15 protein-coding genes are annotated in these 15,535 nt (G+C 69.9%); 8 read left to right on the top strand and 7 right to left on the bottom strand.

The window, feature by feature from the left end; genetic code table 11:
* Positions 1 to 23 precede the first annotated feature (23 nt).
* From ACZ5BU_RS00970 to ACZ5BU_RS00960, 3 genes are all read left to right on the top strand, one after another.
* A complete protein-coding gene (locus ACZ5BU_RS00970) occupies positions 24 to 1,382 on the top strand; it encodes a sensor histidine kinase (RefSeq protein ID WP_465694533.1) in 1,359 nt (452 codons plus the stop codon).
* Positions 1,376 to 2,023 carry a response regulator gene (locus ACZ5BU_RS00965; RefSeq protein WP_465694532.1) on the top strand — a complete coding sequence of 216 codons (648 nt, stop codon included), beginning with the start codon at positions 1,376 to 1,378 and terminating at the stop codon, positions 2,021 to 2,023. The genes ACZ5BU_RS00970 and ACZ5BU_RS00965 overlap by 7 nt, the downstream gene beginning before the upstream one ends.
* Before the next feature lie 254 nt (positions 2,024 to 2,277).
* Complete coding sequence (locus tag ACZ5BU_RS00960; protein ID WP_465694531.1) at positions 2,278 to 2,703, top strand: CBS domain-containing protein; 426 nt, start codon at positions 2,278 to 2,280, stop codon at positions 2,701 to 2,703.
* A gap of 51 nt (positions 2,704 to 2,754) precedes the next feature.
* Here the strand turns inward: ACZ5BU_RS00960 and ACZ5BU_RS00955 are convergent, their stop codons facing one another.
* Positions 2,755 to 4,101: a M16 family metallopeptidase gene (locus ACZ5BU_RS00955; protein WP_465694529.1), complete on the bottom strand. Its 1,347-nt coding sequence runs from the start codon at positions 4,099 to 4,101 to the stop codon at positions 2,755 to 2,757.
* Positions 4,098 to 5,384, bottom strand: coding sequence for a M16 family metallopeptidase (locus tag ACZ5BU_RS00950; protein ID WP_465694528.1), 1,287 nt, complete (start codon positions 5,382 to 5,384; stop codon positions 4,098 to 4,100). Before ACZ5BU_RS00950 ends, ACZ5BU_RS00955 begins: the two co-directional genes overlap by 4 nt.
* Positions 5,385 to 5,499: 115 nt before the next feature.
* Here ACZ5BU_RS00950 and ACZ5BU_RS00945 point away from each other — a divergent pair, with 115 nt between their 5' ends.
* Together ACZ5BU_RS00945 and ACZ5BU_RS00940 are read left to right on the top strand one after the other, a co-directional pair.
* A complete protein-coding gene (locus ACZ5BU_RS00945) occupies positions 5,500 to 5,847 on the top strand; it encodes a YciI family protein (RefSeq protein ID WP_465694527.1) in 348 nt (115 codons plus the stop codon).
* A gap of 29 nt (positions 5,848 to 5,876) precedes the next feature.
* Positions 5,877 to 7,031: an RNA polymerase sigma factor gene (locus ACZ5BU_RS00940; RefSeq protein WP_465694525.1), complete on the top strand. Its 1,155-nt coding sequence runs from the start codon at positions 5,877 to 5,879 to the stop codon at positions 7,029 to 7,031.
* Here ACZ5BU_RS00940 and hisN read toward each other — a convergent pair.
* Entirely contained in the window at positions 7,015 to 7,794 is a 780-nt protein-coding gene (gene hisN / locus ACZ5BU_RS00935) for a histidinol-phosphatase (protein ID WP_465694524.1), read from the bottom strand. The genes ACZ5BU_RS00940 and hisN overlap by 17 nt on opposite strands.
* A gap of 134 nt (positions 7,795 to 7,928) precedes the next feature.
* Between hisN and ACZ5BU_RS00930 the strand changes: the two genes are divergently transcribed.
* Positions 7,929 to 8,408 carry a DUF2231 domain-containing protein gene (locus tag ACZ5BU_RS00930; protein ID WP_465694522.1) on the top strand — a complete coding sequence of 160 codons (480 nt, stop codon included), beginning with the start codon at positions 7,929 to 7,931 and terminating at the stop codon, positions 8,406 to 8,408.
* A gap of 41 nt (positions 8,409 to 8,449) precedes the next feature.
* Here the strand turns inward: ACZ5BU_RS00930 and rsgA are convergent, their stop codons facing one another.
* The 4 genes from rsgA to ACZ5BU_RS00910 are packed head-to-tail and all read right to left on the bottom strand — an operon-like array spanning position 8,450 to position 12,183.
* Positions 8,450 to 9,493, bottom strand: coding sequence for a ribosome small subunit-dependent GTPase A (gene rsgA, locus ACZ5BU_RS00925; RefSeq protein WP_465694521.1), 1,044 nt, complete (start codon positions 9,491 to 9,493; stop codon positions 8,450 to 8,452).
* Positions 9,493 to 10,764: a 3-phosphoshikimate 1-carboxyvinyltransferase gene (aroA, locus tag ACZ5BU_RS00920; protein ID WP_465694520.1), complete on the bottom strand. Its 1,272-nt coding sequence runs from the start codon at positions 10,762 to 10,764 to the stop codon at positions 9,493 to 9,495. Before aroA ends, rsgA begins: the two co-directional genes overlap by 1 nt.
* A gap of 50 nt (positions 10,765 to 10,814) precedes the next feature.
* A complete protein-coding gene (locus tag ACZ5BU_RS00915; RefSeq protein ID WP_465694518.1) occupies positions 10,815 to 11,393 on the bottom strand; it encodes a DoxX family protein in 579 nt (192 codons plus the stop codon).
* A 58-nt stretch (positions 11,394 to 11,451) separates the two neighbouring features.
* On the bottom strand, positions 11,452 to 12,183 hold the full coding sequence (locus ACZ5BU_RS00910; RefSeq protein WP_465694516.1) for a DsbA family oxidoreductase: 732 nt from the start codon (positions 12,181 to 12,183) through the stop codon (positions 11,452 to 11,454).
* An 82-nt stretch (positions 12,184 to 12,265) separates the two neighbouring features.
* Between ACZ5BU_RS00910 and ACZ5BU_RS00905 the strand changes: the two genes are divergently transcribed.
* Positions 12,266 to 13,114 carry an aminoglycoside phosphotransferase family protein gene (locus tag ACZ5BU_RS00905; RefSeq protein WP_465694514.1) on the top strand — a complete coding sequence of 283 codons (849 nt, stop codon included), beginning with the start codon at positions 12,266 to 12,268 and terminating at the stop codon, positions 13,112 to 13,114.
* Positions 13,115 to 13,156: 42 nt separating this feature from the next.
* The gene (locus ACZ5BU_RS00900) at positions 13,157 to 15,454 is read left to right on the top strand and encodes an ATP-binding protein (protein ID WP_465694513.1); all 2,298 of its coding nucleotides are present in this window, start codon (positions 13,157 to 13,159) and stop codon (positions 15,452 to 15,454) included.
* The last annotated feature ends 81 nt before the right edge of the window (positions 15,455 to 15,535 follow it).

The raw sequence follows: 15,535 nt of genomic DNA, 5'->3' as shown, positions 1-15,535 counted from the left end.
GGCCTGGCGTACGGTCTGTGATTGTGAGACGTCAGCGGGTGGTTGGAGGCTTCTGGGCGGCGCGTGGCAGCGTGGCGCTCGCGGTCCTCGTCGCCTGCCTCGCCGCATTGGCGCTGGTCGTGGGGAAGTGGGAGCGCCAGTTCGGGTACCAGAGCCCGGCCGCGCACCTCGTACTGGAGACCGTCAACGCGTGCGTGGCGATGCTGCTGGCGTACCTGGTCTACGGGCGTTTCCGGCGTACCAAGACCTGGCAGGATCTTCTGCTACTTCAGGGACTCGTCGTTCTCGGTACTGCGAACGCCCTGCTGAGCATCACGCTGATGAAGAGCGAACCGGTCGGCCCGTTCGGCAGCTGGCTCCCGCCGTGTCTGCGGATCGTCGGCACGTTGCTGATCGCCGTGTCCGCCCTGGTACCGGACAGGCAGGCACGGCGTCGCGTCTGGCGGCACTGGGCGCTGGCGCCCGCGGTTGCCGGCATGCTGCTGCTCGGCGTGCTCCTGTACTGGCGGAAGGACTCGCTACCCGCAGCCTCAGCAGCCACGTCCGACGCGCTCCTGGTCCCACAGCTCCTGACGCTCGCCTTCTTCGCAGTAGCGGCCGTGGCGTTCACCATGCAGGCCCGTAGCCGCGACGACGTCCTTCTGCGCTGGCTGGGCCCTGCGTGCGCAGTAGGCGCTTTCGCGCGGTTGAACTACCTCGTGTTCCCACCGCAACGCCCCGACTGGCTGTACTCGGGTGACGTACTGCGGACCGCGTCGTACCTGCTCCTGCTCATCGCAGCGAGCCGTGAGATCAGCAGGCACTGGGCACTCCAGGCGGAAGTCGCTGTGGTCGAGGACAGAAGAAGGCTCGCCCGCGAGATGCACGACGGCGTACTCCAGGAGCTCGGCTACATCCGCTCGGAGATCTCCACCTTCGACGGCCCGAAGGTGGACCGGATCCTCGGCGCCAGCGATCGCGCGCTGGACGAGGCGCGGCAGATGCTCGAGGCGCTCGGCCGTTCGGACGACGAGCCGCTCGGGTTCGTCCTGCACCGCGCCGTCGAGCAGCTGGCCCAGCGGTACGGCGTGACGCTCGACCTCGCGCTGGACGAGTCGATCGTGGTGGACCGCCCGCAGCGGCACGCGCTGGTGCGGATCGCCCGCGAGGCCGTGCTGAACGCCGTACGGCACGGCAAGGTGGACCGGATCAGGGTCGAGCTGGCCCGGGACGGCGACGGGAGCATGCTGCGGATCGCCGACGACGGGCCCGGGTTCGACGCGACCGAGCGGCAGACCGGGTTCGGGCTGATCAGCATGCGGGAGCGCGCGGAGGCGCTGCCCGGTACCTTCGTACTGACGACTCGGCCGGACGAGGGAACAACGGTGGTGGTCAGGTGGTGACTGGGGAAGCGCGCCGGGTGGTGATGGCCGACGACCACCCGCAGCTGCGCGCGCACATCCGGCAGGCCCTCGAGGTAGGCGGTTTCGACGTCTGCGCCGAGGCGGGCACCGGGCCGCAAGCGGTCCGGCTGGCCGAGGAGCACCGGCCGGACGTCGTACTGCTCGACATCCACATGCCCGGCGGCGGGATCCGGGCCGCGGCCGAGATCTCCCGGCTGCTGCCGGACGTCGCGATCGTGATGCTGACCGTGTCCCGCGACGACAACGACCTGTTCGACTCGCTCCGCGCCGGTGCGTCCGGCTACCTGCTCAAGGACACCGATCCCGCCCGGCTGCCCGAGGCGCTGCGCGGTGTGCTGTCCGGTGAGGCGGCGATCCCGCGGTCGCTGGTCGCGCGGATCCTCGACGAGTTCCGCGAGCCGGGCCGGCGGCGCACGGCCCGGCGGTCCAAGGCGGCCCTGCTGACGTCCCGCGAGTGGGAGGTGATGGGCCTGCTCGGCGAAGGCCTGTCCACCGACGAGGTGGCCAAGCGGCTGTTCCTGTCGCCGACGACGGTCCGCGTCCACATCTCCACCGTCCTGCGCAAGCTGCGGGTCAAGGACCGGCAGGCGGCCATCGAGCTGCTCCGCGACGAAAGCTGAACCGGTCGTGCGGGAGGTCCCCCCTCACCACCGCCCGCACGACCGGTCCAGCCCCTTGTTGCGTGCCGTGTGCGATCCCCCCTCGCCCACGACTTGGTGTCACCCTAAGTAGCGGTGCCCCGGAGAGCCAGCCTTTGAGCGTTCAAACCGCTAAACGCGCTCGGGCCGGAGCGGTTGTCCGTCGTTGTCACCGGGGGTGATCGGGGGATTGCCGTTACCTTGGGGTATTGGTCCTTCGATCTGCAGGAGGCTCCGTGAAGATCAACGACATATTGCGCGGCAAGGGCAACCAGGTCGTCACCATCTCCCCAGAAGCCACTGTCACCGAACTGCTCGCCCTCCTGGCCGAACACAACATCGGCGCGGTGGTGGTCAGTGTGGACGGTTCGTCGGTGGCCGGGATCGTCTCCGAGCGCGACATCGTCCGGCTCTGGAACGGTACGCCGGACGCCGGCGACGTCCGGGTGAGCGCGATCATGACGTCCGAGGTGCACACCTGCACACCGAACGACCTGATCGACAATCTGATGCGGATGATGACCGACCGCCGGATCCGGCACGTCCCGGTCGTTGTCGACGGCAACCTTGCCGGCCTGGTCAGCATCGGGGACGTGGTCAAGTCCCGGATCGGCGAACTCGAGTTCGAGCGTGAACAGCTGTCCAACTACATCACCAGCTGACCGGCGGCTGCCCCCGGCCCGGCTCGGGAACAGCCGGGGGCAACCGGTCGGCTATCCGACGATCAGTTCGCCGAGGTCGAGACCCTCGAGCTGAGGACGGACGTCCTTGGCCTCTCCGACCACGACCACGAGCAGCCCGTCGGTGCCGACGTACCGCCGGTAGGCCTCGGTCGCCTCGGCCGCGGTCGTGGCGGCGATGTTGGTCAGGTACGTGTCGGCGAAGTCGATCGGTACGCCGTTCGCGATGTTGCTGCCGACCTGCTGGGCGACCGAGTCGGCCTGCTCGTAGCGCAGCGGCGCGGTCCGGATCAGGCTGTCCTTCGCCTCCTGGACCTCCTGCTCGGTCAGCCCGTCGCGGGCCTCGCGCAGGATCCGGAGCGCGTCACCGATCGCGGCTCCGGTGACCTCGGTCCGTACGGCGCCACCGAGGCTGAAGGTCCCGCCCTTGCGCGGCGCCGCGAAGCTCGTCCGGGTCCCGTACGTGTAGCCCTTCTCCTCGCGCAGAACCGTGTCCACGCGGGAGGTGATCGTTCCGCCGACGACATGGTTCGCGACCGCGGCCGCACCCCACGCCGGGTCCCGCCGGTCCGGGCCGGCGCAGCCGATCAGCAGCTGGCTCTGCACCGAGCCGGGCCGGTCGACCAGGACGATCCGGTTGCCGGTCAGGTAGATCGGCTCCGGCGTCTCGAGCGCCGTACCGGCCTTCGACGTCCAGTTGCCGAACGCCGAGTCGATGATCCCGGCGACGTCCACGCCGGTCGCGTCGCCGGCGAACAGGATCTCCGCCCGCTCCGGACCGATGTTGTTCCGGTAGAACTCCGCGACCTCGACGTTCGTCAGCGGCCGGATGGTGTCCGGCGTACCGGCCGTCGGCCGGGAACGCCGCGTCGCCGGGCCGAACAGGTGCGCCGCGAACGCCTCCCGCGCCCGGTAACCGGCGTTCGCCCGTTCCTGGTTGATCTCGCCGAGCCGGATCGTCACGTGCCGGCCGACGTCGGCCTGGTTGAACGCCGGCTTGGTGATCGCCTCGGCCAGCAGCTCGACCGCCGGCGCGAGGTGCGACACCGGTACGGAGATCTCGACGTGCAGCGCGTCCGAGCTGACGTCGACGCCGTACGCCGCTCCGTGCCGCTCCAGCGCGGCGGCGAACTCGTTCGCCGAATGCAGCTCGGTGCCTTCGTCGAGCGTCCGCGACATGATCGTCGCGACTCCTTCGAGCTCGCGCGGTTCCGCGATCAACGGCATCGCGATCGTCACCCGGACGGTGGCGACGTACTGCCCGGGACGGTCGAAGACGTGCACCGGCGTACCGACGCCGGTCCGGGTGGTGGTCGCCTCCGGGAACTTCCACGGCCGCGGCGCGCCGACCGGCGGTGGGGTGGTCAGCACCTGGTTCATTCCTGTTCTCCTGCCGTCTCGATGCGGCGGTAGGTGACCTGCACCCGCCCTGATGCACGGATCCATTTCGCGGCGGCGGCCTGGACCTGGTCGACCGTGACGGCCTTGACCTGGTCGATCCGGGTGTTGATCCGGTTCGGGTCGCCGAACAGCAGGGCGTGGTGCGAGATCTCGTCCGCACGTCCCGCACAGGTCGCCAGCTGCTCCAGCCAGTCGCGTTCGGCCTGCGCCTGCACGGTCGCGAGCTCGTCCTCGGTGGCGCCGTCGGTGGCGAGCTTCTCGATCTCCTCGAGCAGCGCGTCCTCGACCTGCTGCAGGTCCACGCCGTCCGACGCGATCCCGGTCAGCGTCCCGAACGACACCCCGCCGATCAGCGGCAGCGCGCCACCGGACACCGACTGAGCGATCTGCTCGTCGCGGACCAGCCGCCGGTTCAGCCGGCCGCTCTGCCCGGCGGCGAGGATGTCGAGCGCGAGCCCGGCCGCGTCGAGCTCCGGCGTACCGTCCACGGGCAGCCGGAACATCATCGTGATCAGGTCGGACGGTACGTCGGACGTCACGTCGTCGCGTTGTACGCCGGTCATCGGGCCGATCGTGCCGTCCGGAGCGGGCGGCGGCGTGGGGATCGCGGGCAGGTGGCCGAAGTACCGCTTGGCGGCGTCGAACGCATCGTCGGTGGACACGTCGCCGACGATCGTCAGGACCGCGTTGTTCGGCCCGTAGTACTTGCGGAAGAACGCGTGCACGTCCTCCAGCGACGCCGCGTCCAGGTCGGCCATCGACCCGATCGTCATGTGCGCGTACGGGTGGTCCTCGGGGAAGGCGAGTTTCACCAGCCGCTCGTACGAGTCGCCGTACGGGCGGTTGTCGTAGCTCTGCCGCTTCTCCTCCTTCACCACGTCGCGCTGGTTGTCCAGGTTCTCCTGGTTGACCGCGTCGAGCAGGTAGCCCATCCGGTCCGCCTCGAGCCAGAGCGCGAGGTCCAGGCCGCCGCTGGGCAGCGACTCGAAGTAGTTCGTACGGTCGAAGAAGGTGCTCGCGTTCAGGCTCGCGCCGGCCGTCTCCAGCAGGCTGAAGTGCTGACCGGAGGCGACGTTGCGCGACCCCTGGAACATCAGGTGCTCGAAGAGGTGCGCGAACCCGGTCAAGCCCGGCGGTTCGTGGCGCGAGCCCACGTCGTACCAGAGGTTGACGGCGACGATCGGGACGGCGCGGTCCGAGCTGACGACGACCTGCAGGCCGTTGTCGAGCGTCTGCTCCGCGATGGGGTACGTCAAGGGCATACCGGCCACCTTACGTGGTCACGAAATTCCCGGCGGGCGATGTCGATTCCTGGCCGGGTCGCGCATCGGGATGGTGAATGCTGGAAACGGCGAACGACGAGAGAGGTGACCCGGAGTGGGCAAGTACCTGGTGATGATCTACGACGACGAGGCGAAGTGGGCCGCGGACGACGGGTCCGTGATGGAGCAGAACCACAAGAACCACCGGGCCTTCGCCGAGGCGAACGGTGCGGCGATCCGCGGTGGCGGGCAGCTCGACGACAGCACCACCGCGACCTCGATCCGCTCCGACGGGAACGGCGGATACGTCGTCACCGACGGGGTGTTCGCGGAGACGAAGGAAGTGATGGGCGGGTACTACATCATCGAGGCCGCCGACCTGGACGAGGCGCTCGCGATCGCGAAGCAGGTCCCGTCGCCGATGGGCGGCGTCGAGGTCCGGCCGCTGGTCAACAGTGACTGATCTCCGGTCGTACGGCGGGTCCGCGCGCCGTGGGTGACCCGGTCGTGGAGGCGGTGGCGGCGGCTCACGTGTCGGAGTGGGCCGCCGTACTCGCCGCGACTGCCCGGGTCGCGGCCGATCTCGATCTGGCCGAGGACTGTGTGCAGGACGCGTACGCGAAGGCGCTGGTGCACTGGCGGTCCGAGGGCGTGCCTCAGCGGCCGGGGGCCTGGTTGACGACGGTTGCGACGCGGCGGGCCCTGGAGCACCGTCGTCGTGCGGATGTGGCTCGGCGGAAGTTGCCGCTGCTGATCCCGTCCGACGACGTCGTCGACGAGACCTTCCCCGACGACCGTCTCCGCTTGATCTTCACCTGCTGTCACCCGGCCTTGTCGCAGGAGGCGCAGATCGCGCTCACGCTGCGGTTGGTCTGTGGGCTGTCCTCGGCCGAGATCGCACAGGTGTTCCTGGTGAAGGAAGCCACCATGCAGGCCCGCATCACCCGGGCCAAACAGAAGATCTCCCGCACCGGCATCCCGTACCGCATCCCACAGCTCTCAGAGCTGCCGGAGCGTATCGACGCCGTGCTCGACGTCGTTCATCTCGTGTACACGGCGGGGAACGAGCGGGGGATCGATCTGGCGCGGATGGTTCGGCTGCTTCTGCCGGGGAGTGCTGAGGCGGCTGGGCTGCTCGGGCTGTTGTTGCTGACCGAGGCTCGGCGGCCGGCTCAGGTGGGTGACGAGTTGGTGTTGATGGAGGATCAGGATCGGCGGTTGTGGGACCGGGAGTTGATCGCCGAGGGGCTGGCCTTGGTGCCGGAGGCAGTCCCCTCGGGTGGGCGGTTCGGCTTGATGGCAGCGATCGCCGCGGTGCATGCGGAGGCCGGATGCTGGGAGGACACCGACTGGTCCGAGATCCTGGGACTGTACGACTTGCTGGTCGCCAGGTGGCCGTCGCCTGTGGTCCGGTTGAATCGGATCGTGGCAGTCAGCTACGTGGAGGGTCCCGCGCCGGCGCTCGAGCAGTTGCCCGACGACCCGGCGCTGGCGACGTATCCGTACCTGTACTCCACACGCGCTGAACTGCTGAGGCGGCTCGGGAGGTCGGCGGAGGCACGGGCGGCGTACGAAGAAGCGCTTGCTTTCACGAGTGATCCGGCGCAGGCCGCGTTCCTGGAGCGGCGGCTCACTCGAGGCGTTTGAGGACCTCGTCGTGGAGGCGGCCGTTGGTGGCGACGGCGTTGGGGCCGTTCGGGCCGGGGGTGCCGTCGACGGAGGTGAACTTGCCGCCGGCCTCGTCGACGATGATGGCCAGGGCGGCCATGTCGTAGAGGTTGAGCTCGGGCTCGGCGGCGATGTCGACCGCGCCCTCGGCGACCAGCATGTACGACCAGAAGTCGCCGTACGCGCGCGTCCGCCAGACCGAGTCCATCAGCTCGGCCCACTGGTTCTTCTTGCCGAGCTTCTCCCAGCCCTTGAGCGACGCGTACGACAGCGAGGCGTCCTCGATGCTGCTGACGTCGCTGACCCGGCACGGCTGCGACGAGTGCAGCGCGCGGCCGGTCCAGGCGCCGTCGCCGTACGACGCCCACCAGCGCTTGCCGAGCGCCGGCGCCGAGACCACGCCGACGACGACCTGGTCCTCGATCATCAGGCTGATCAGCGTCGCCCAGACCGGGACGCCGCGGATGTAGTTCTTGGTGCCGTCGATCGGGTCGACCACCCAGCGGCGGACGCCCCAGCCGCTGGTGCCGTCCTCCTCGCCCACGAACGCGTCCCGCGGACGGGCCCGGGCGAGCGTCTTACGCATCACGTCCTCGACCTTCTTGTCCGATTCGCTCACCGGGGTGAGGTCGGGCTTGGTGGCCACGTGCAGGTCGAGCGCCTTGTAGCGGTCCATCGTGGTCGAGTCCGCGTCGTCGGCCAGGATGTGGGCGAGCCGCAGGTCATCCGTGTGCGAAGGCATGCCGGAAGGCTAGCCTGAACTGCCCCCGAGCGCGCCGGGTGTCCGGGACAAGTTGGACCGGGATTGAACCGAATCGGGTCGTCGAACGTGCCATGGGTGTCTGACCACGACCTCAAGACTGCCGGGAGGCGTCAATGTTCGAGCGCTTCGGGAATCTGCCGCTGCACGTGCTGGTGATCCATCTCGCCGTGGTGGTGCTGCCGGTGAGCGCCCTCACCGCGATCGCCTTCGCCGCGGTGCCGAAATGGCGCTCGTTCCTGCGCTGGCCGGCACTGGTGCTCGGCGTCGGTGCGCTGGTGTGCGCGTTCGTGGCGAAGAAGAGCGGGGACGCGTTCGTGGCGGCGCTTCCGCAGCTGCAGCAGCTGGTCCAGGTGCACCGCTCGCGCGGCAACCTGCTGCTCTGGTTCGCGCTGGCGTTCGCGGTCCTGGTCGTCGCTGCGTTCCTGTTGCTGCCGACAACCGAAAGGGGTGCGGTGGCAATCAACAGCCGTCCGCTCCAGCTCGTCGTGACCGCGGCAGTCGTCGTGATGGCGGTCGTGATGATCTACCAGACCATCCGCACCGGCGACGCCGGCGCCCGCGCAGTCTGGGGCGGCACGCTGCCGAAGAAATAGCGGACCTCCACCACTCATCAACAGCGCCGAACCGGCAGCGCCTACGCCTGCCGAGGCGGCTCGGCGGCTCCGCCGGATGGGTTGGTGAGTGGTGCAGGTTCGGTCCTGCCTTCGCGGGAGGCGAGCAAGCGGCGGAACGACGCGACCCGGACGGGATCGGCCTGTCCTTTGGCGACTGCTTCGTCCAGGGCGCAGTCGGGGGCGTCGGCGGTGTGGGTGCAGCCGCGGGGACAGTCCTCGGCGATCTCGGCCAGGTCCGGGAACGCGTGGATCAGCTTGTCCGGGTCCACGTGCGCGAGCCCGAACGAGCGGATGCCGGGCGTATCGATCATCCAGCCGCCCTCCGGCAGCCGCAGTACGACGGTGTTCGTCGACGTATGGCGGCCGCGGCCGGTGACCTCGTTGACGACGCCGATCGCCCGGTCCGCGCCGGGGATGATGCCGTTCACCAGCGTGGACTTGCCGACGCCCGAATGCCCGACCAGGACGCTCGTACGGTCGTGAAGCTGCTCGCGGAGCTCGGTCAGGTCGCCGCCCTGGTGCGTGGCGACCGACTCGACCCCGAGCGGCCGGTAGATCGACAGCAGCGGGTCCGGATCGGCGAGATCGGTCTTGGTCAGGCAGAGCAGCGGCCGCATGCCGGCGTCGTACGCGGCGACCAGGAACCGGTCGATCAGGCCGGTGCGGGGCTCGGGGTTCGCGACCGCGACGACGATCACCAGTTGGTCCGCGTTCGCCACCAGCGGGCGCTCCACCGGATCCTCGTCGTCGGCGGACCGGCGCAGCAGCGTCGTCCGCGGCAGGACGTCGACGATCCGGGCCAGCGTCCCGCCGCCGCCGCTCGCATCGCCGTCCAGCTTGACCCGATCGCCGACGATCACACTCGTGCGGCCGAGCTGACGCGCCTTCATTGCCGTCACCTGCCGGCCACCGTGCGGGTCCTCGACCCAGCACGAGTAGCGCCCGCGGTCGCGGGTGAAGACGAAGCCGATGGCGGCGTCGTCGTACGAGGGGCGGTCCTTGGTACGCGGCCGGGTGTGCCGCCTGGGCCGGTCGTACCGGGCCTCCTCGTCGTACCGCGACATCAGTGCACGAGCCCCGACCACATGTCCGGGAACTCGGGCAGGGTTTTCGCGGTGGTGCCGATGTTCTCGATCCGCAGGTCGTCGACGAGCAGGCCGAGGACGGCGGCGGCGTGCGCCATCCGGTGGTCGTCGTAGGTGTGGAAAAGCCCACCGCGCAAGGGTTTCGGGCGGATCGCGAGCCCGTCCTCGAGCTGCGTCACGTCACCACCGAGCGCGTTGAACTCGGTCTCCAGCGCGGCCAGCCGGTCGGTCTCGTGGTTGCGCAGGTGCGCGATGCCGCGCAGGTACGACGGGCCGTCGGCGAAGGCCGCGACGGCGGCGATCACCGGCGACAGCTCGCCGACCTCGCTCAGGTCGAGGTCGCAGCCGTGGACGTTTCCGGTGCCGCGTACGGTCAGGCCGTCCGTGTCCCGGGTGACCTCGGCGCCGAAGCGGGTGAAGATCTCCGGCAGTTGGCCGCCGGGCTGCGTGGTCTCGGCCGGCCATCCCGTCACGGTGACGGTGCCGCCGGTGATGACGGCTGCGGCCAGGAACGGCGCGGCGTTCGACAGGTCCGGCTCGATCACGGTGTCCAGCGCCTGAATGGGGCCGGGGGCAACGACCCACCGGTTCGGTTCCCCGTCGTCGACCTGGACGCCGCGCTCGCGCAGCATCGCCACCGACATGTCCAGGTGCGGCTGCGACGGCACCGGCTTCCCGTCGTGGCGGATGTCGACGCCCTCGTCGTACCGCGCGCCGGCCAGCAGCAGCGCGGAAACGAACTGGCTCGATCCGGACGCGTCCAGCGTGACCTTGCCGCCGCGCACCGACCCGGTGCCGGACACGGTGTACGGCATCCGTCCGGTGCCGCCGTCGTCGATCTGTACGCCGAGCGCGCGCAGGGCGCCGAGGATGACGCCCATCGGCCGCTCGCGGGCGTACTCGTCGCCGTCGAACGCGACCACGCCGTCGGCCAGCGCGGCGACCGGCGGGACGAACCGCATCACAGTGCCGGCCAGGCCGCAGTCGACGTCGGCCGGTCCCTTGAGCGAGCCCGGGGTGACGGTGACCGTCGTACCGTTCTCGCTGATGCCGACGCCGAGGGAGACCAGCGCGGACCGCATCAGGGAGGTGTCGCGGGCCTTGAGCAGGCCGGTCAGGTTCGACGGGCCGTCGGCGAGCGCGGCGAGGATGAGCGCGCGGTTGCTGATCGACTTCGATCCGGGCACCGTGACACGGCCCGAGACCGCACCTTCAGCGCGCGGCGCCGGCCATCCCTGCTGCTCAGTCATGCGACTCCCTCGACTCAGGTATCTACCACCCTGAGCCTAGGGCATCGCGCTCAGCCGAGGTGGAGCTCGGCCTTCGCGAGCTTCGCGGCCTGCTTCGCCTCATGGGCGAGCTGCTTCGCCTCCCGCTTCGCCGCCTTCGCGCCGCGCTTGGTCTCGCGCTTGGCCGCCTTGGCGCCGTGGGTGGCCCGCCAGGCCACGCCCGGCTTGCCCTCGGTGTCGACCGCGGCGAGCAGCAGGCCGCCGAGGATACCGAGGTTCTTCATGAACTGGATGCGCTGCTGATTGCGTACGTCCTTGTCCTTCTCCTGCCAGAAGGAGTGACCCGCGAGGGTCGTCGGTACGAGCGAAGCGGCCAGCAGGGACGCGCCGAGCCGGCGGCCCTTTCCGCTCGCGAGCGCGAGCCCGCCGACCACCTGGACGGCACCGTTCAGCCGGACGAGGTTGGCGGTCGTCTCGGGGATCCGGTCGCTCACCTGCGGCGGTGCGACCTTCTTCATCATCGGCACGAACCGGTCGGTCACCGGCTGGGCCTTCGGGACCAGCGGCTCGGGGTTGCGGATCGCGTTCGCGCCTTGCACGACGAAAATGACGGACAGCAACGGCCTGGCCAGTGCGCGCACGACAGTCATGCCTCCTTCATACACCACGTTGCGTACGAGTTCCGGTACCCACCGCTGAACCCTGTGATCAGATGGGGCAGCCGTCGGGGCCGCACTCGACCTCACCGTCGGCCGTCGCGCCCGGCGCGGTGATCAGCGTGACCGGCTGACGGTCCGCGTTCGCCCGCCGCAGCGCCTCCTGGAAGACCTCCACGGGCTGTGCACCGCTGACGCCGTACTTCTCGTCGATGACGAAGAACGGTACGCCGTTGGCGCCGTACGCCAGCGCCTGTGCCTGGTCTGCGGCGACCTCATCGGTGTACTCCGACTCCGCCAGCACCTCACGCACCCGCTCGGCAGGCAGGCCGGCCTCTGTGGCCAGTTCGGTCAGGGTGGCGTGGTCACCAACCGGAAGTCCGTCGGTGAAGTAGGCCTTGAGCAGGCGCTCCTTGAGGCGGCCCTGCGTGTCCGCGGGAACCTCGCCGGCCTCTGCCAGTTCACGGGCCAGGTGGAGGACGCGGTGCGCGTCCACGGTGTTGGCAGGCTTCGCCTGGTCGAGGTGGTACTCGAGACCGACCTCAGCCGCCACCTCGGTGACGTGCGCGTTCGCCTGCAGGCCCCACTCGCGGCCGCGGCCGTACTTCTCACCCAGCCGGGTCGCCAGGTCCCGCGGGTCGTCGTTCGTCGAGGACGGGTCGAGCTGGAAGCTGTGCCAGACCACCTCTGCCGTGTCACCACTGCCGGCAAGAGCCTCTTCGAGCCGGCGCTTGCCGATGTAGCACCAGGGGCAGACGACGTCGGACCACACATCAATGCGCATAACAGGCGGCAACTGACCACTGTGTGTACCTATTCCCAACCAGCCGCCGGTGTGACGCGTCTGACGCACCATGAGCTTCGAAATGGACGAGGAACTCCTGCGGACCCTGTTGAAAGAGCAGCACCCCGACCTGGCCGATCTGGAGCTCGAGGAGGTCGACGGCGGCTGGGGCAACCAGATGTGGCGCCTGGGTGCGGACCTGGCCGTCAGAGTGCCCCGCCACGACCCCGCGAACCGGCTCCTCATCGAGCACCGCTGGCTTCCGCAGATCGCAGCCCGGGTCCCACTGCCCGTTCCGACCCCGGTCCGGCTCGGCAAGTCGTCGGACCGCTTCCCCAGCACCTGGCTGGTCACCACCTGGGTCGCCGGCGAGCCTGCGGACCGTACGCCGATCAGCTCGGAGCAGGCCGCCGACACTCTGGCCGCTTTCCTGCACGCCCTGCACACCGAGGCGCCTGCCGACGCGCCGAAGAGCTTCGGCCGGGGAGGCCCGCTGCGCCGGCACACCGAGGGCTTCGAGAAGTGGGCGGACGAGTTCGCGGTCGAGGACGCCGTACGGGAGATCTGGGCCGACGGGGTCGCGGCGCCGGAGTACACGGGTACGCCGGTGTGGCTGCACAGCGACCTGCATCCGGCGAACGTGGTCGTTGCCGACGGCACGCTCAGCGGCGTGATCGACTTCGGCGACCTGTCCCACGGCGACCCGGCCACGGACCTGTCCGCCGCCTGGCTGCTCCTCCCCGACGGCACCGTGGACCGCTTCTTCGAGTCCTACCCCGTGGACGACGCCACCTACCGACGCTCCCGCGCCTGGGCCGCCGCCCGCGCCCTCTCCCTGATCGCCATCGGCACAGCCGGCATCAACGGCCAACCCGGCGGCAAACCGACCTGGCTCCCGGCCGGGCATGCGGCGATGAAGCGGCTGCTCTGAGGGCCCCTAAACTCGGCGACGCCGAGAGGAGGCCGGGAGAGTATGCGGGACGAGTTGGCGGGGCACCTGTCGCAGCTACGTGACCTGACGGGCAGGAGCTTGCGTGAGCTGGCCCGTGACGTCAACGCCAGCAGCTCTTCGCTCTCGCGGTACTTCTCCGGACAGGCCGTACCGCCGTGGTCGACGGTGGTGGCTCTGTGCAGGGCAGCCGGCCGGGATCCGCGCCCACTTCGGGAGGCGTGGGAGCGCGCCAAGGCCGGGCCGCGGACCGAGCCGTCGGCTGTTCCACAGGTACGCAACGACCTGCCGCACGACGTCACAGCCTTCACAGGCCGCCACGCGGAGTTGGACCTACTTCGCGACGCAGCACGCCGTACGTCGGTCGTAGCGATCGACGGGATGGGCGGTGTGGGCAAGACCGCCCTCGCCGTACGTGCAGCGCACCTGCTGACCGGTGACTACCCGGACGGGCAGCTGTACCTGGACCTGCACGGCTTCACGCCCGGACGGGAGCCGGTCGAGCCAGGCGAGGCGCTCCGGGTATTGCTGACCGCTCTTGGCCTGCCACCGGCCCGCATCCCGGACGGACTGGTCGAGCGGGCCGCGCTGTGGCGCTCCGAGCTGGCTCCCAGGCGCGCGATCGTGGTGCTGGACAACGTGGCCGACGCCGCACACGTCCGCGAGCTGCTACCCGGTGCCGGCCACAGCTTCGTCGTGATCACCAGCCGCCGGCGGATGGTCGATCTGGACGGTGTGCATCCGATCTCGCTGGACGTCCTCCCGGACGAGGACGCCGTACAGCTGCTGATCGAGTCCGCGGGTGGCCGGCGGGCCGGGGACATCGACGAGGTACTGCGGCGCTGTGGAAACCTCCCGCTCGCGATCCGCGTCGCCGCGGCGCGGCTGCGGCACCGCCCCGCGTGGACGCTCGACACCTTGGTGGAGCGGCTCCGGGACGGCGAGCTCGCGGTGTCGGACGTGTTCGAGATGTCGCTGCGGCAGCTCGACCCCGCCCAGCGGAGGATGTTCCGGCTGCTGGGCCAGGTACCGGGCGAGGACGTCGACGCGTACGGCGCGGCCGCTCTGGCGGGCATCCCGCTGGCCAACGCTCGTTCGTTGCTGGAGGACCTGGTCGATGCCCACCTCGTCCAGGAGCCGGCAGCGGGCCGGTACCGCATGCACGACCTGCTCCGCCAGGCCGCCCGCGCGGACGATCCCGATGCGGACCCTGTGCCCGCCATCACCCGGCTCGGCGACTGCTACCTGACCTGCTTGATCGCTGTGAAGCAGCTGATCAAGATCCTGGTCCCGCTCCCGGTCGTCGTGTCGCATCCACCGACGGCGCTGCCTGACCTGTCCAGCCACGACAACGGCACCAGCTGGATGGACACCGAGTGGGACAACCTCGTGGCCACGTTCGCGCTCGCCGTACAGCTGCGGATCGACATGCTCGCAGTCGGGCTCGCACAGCTGATGGGGATCGATCAAGGGCGCCGCGGTGGATCAGCCCAGTTGCGGGACGCGCTCGAGGCCAGCATGCCGGCTGCTGAGCGGCTCGGCGATCGCCGCATACTCGCCTCACACCGGTACCTGCTGGGCGTACAGCTGATGCGGAGGGGCCGTCCGGCCGACGCAGCACGAGAGCTCGAGGCGTCCCGTGCATTGATGGACGGCGACCGGATCGGCGAGGCGATGGCCCTGTTTCAGCTGGGAGAGCTGTACGAGCACAGCGACACCGCACGGGCTCTGGACCTCCTGAAGCAAGCGGTAGCTGTCCTCCCGCCGGATGAGTCGGCCGTTCGGCCACGGGTGCGCACTACGCTCGCCCACGCGTTGGTACGCCAGGGGCAGTACGACACCGCCTCCGAGATCGCGGCCGACGTACTCGAGACCATCCGGGACAGCGACCGTCAGACGGCGCGCATGTGTCTGGACGTGCTCGGCCGCGCGGCACTTGGCCTCGGGGATCTACACGGAGCGCTCGACTACGCCGAGCAGGCGGTCGCTGTCAGCCAGGCAACCCAGCACGCGATCTTCGAGGCGAACAGTCTCACAGACGTGGCCGTGGCCTTGCTGCACCTAGGCCGTGGGGACGAAGCGGAGGCGCGACAAGCCGAAGCAGTTCGCATCCTCGAACAGGCAGGTGAGCCGGACCGCCTCGTGCGTGGTCTCCTGCCGTACGCCGAGGCGTGTCTGTCCACAGGCGACGAGAAGACGGCGGCGCGGGACTTCCAGGCGGCGCTCGAGGTCGCCACTGCGAACGGCCTCGACTACCTCGTGCCGGCGGCGCGTGCGGGCTTGGCCCGGGTGTCCCGTCCCGTCCCGGGACACCTGTCGTAGCAGCACGAATTCGCAGGTCAGCCGCTCCCTGGACGTCCCGGGGACGTGCGGTGTCGATTGCTCCGCGGGTGACCGGCGCCG

The sequence above is a fragment of the Kribbella sp. NPDC031520 genome (assembly GCF_055580825.1).
The sequence above is the reverse complement of the archived record's forward strand: the minus strand, read 5'-3'. Positions and strand labels throughout refer to the sequence as shown.

What these genes read in the sequence shown, in the direction of transcription:
- ACZ5BU_RS00955 (WP_465694529.1), bottom strand. Translation starts at nt 4,101, where the DNA reads ATGAACCAGGTGCTGACCACCCCACCGCCGGTCGGCGCGCCGCGGCCG.
- ACZ5BU_RS00950 (WP_465694528.1), bottom strand. Translation starts at nt 5,384, where the DNA reads ATGCCCTTGACGTACCCCATCGCGGAGCAGACGCTCGACAACGGCCTG.
- hisN (WP_465694524.1), bottom strand. Translation starts at nt 7,794, where the DNA reads ATGCCTTCGCACACGGATGACCTGCGGCTCGCCCACATCCTGGCCGAC.
- ACZ5BU_RS00930 (WP_465694522.1), top strand. Translation starts at nt 7,929, where the DNA reads ATGTTCGAGCGCTTCGGGAATCTGCCGCTGCACGTGCTGGTGATCCAT.
- rsgA (WP_465694521.1), bottom strand. Translation starts at nt 9,493, where the DNA reads ATGTCGCGGTACGACGAGGAGGCCCGGTACGACCGGCCCAGGCGGCAC.
- aroA (WP_465694520.1), bottom strand. Translation starts at nt 10,764, where the DNA reads ATGACTGAGCAGCAGGGATGGCCGGCGCCGCGCGCTGAAGGTGCGGTC.
- ACZ5BU_RS00915 (WP_465694518.1), bottom strand. Translation starts at nt 11,393, where the DNA reads ATGACTGTCGTGCGCGCACTGGCCAGGCCGTTGCTGTCCGTCATTTTC.
- ACZ5BU_RS00910 (WP_465694516.1), bottom strand. Translation starts at nt 12,183, where the DNA reads ATGCGCATTGATGTGTGGTCCGACGTCGTCTGCCCCTGGTGCTACATC.
- ACZ5BU_RS00905 (WP_465694514.1), top strand. Translation starts at nt 12,266, where the DNA reads ATGGACGAGGAACTCCTGCGGACCCTGTTGAAAGAGCAGCACCCCGAC.
- ACZ5BU_RS00900 (WP_465694513.1), top strand. Translation starts at nt 13,157, where the DNA reads ATGCGGGACGAGTTGGCGGGGCACCTGTCGCAGCTACGTGACCTGACG.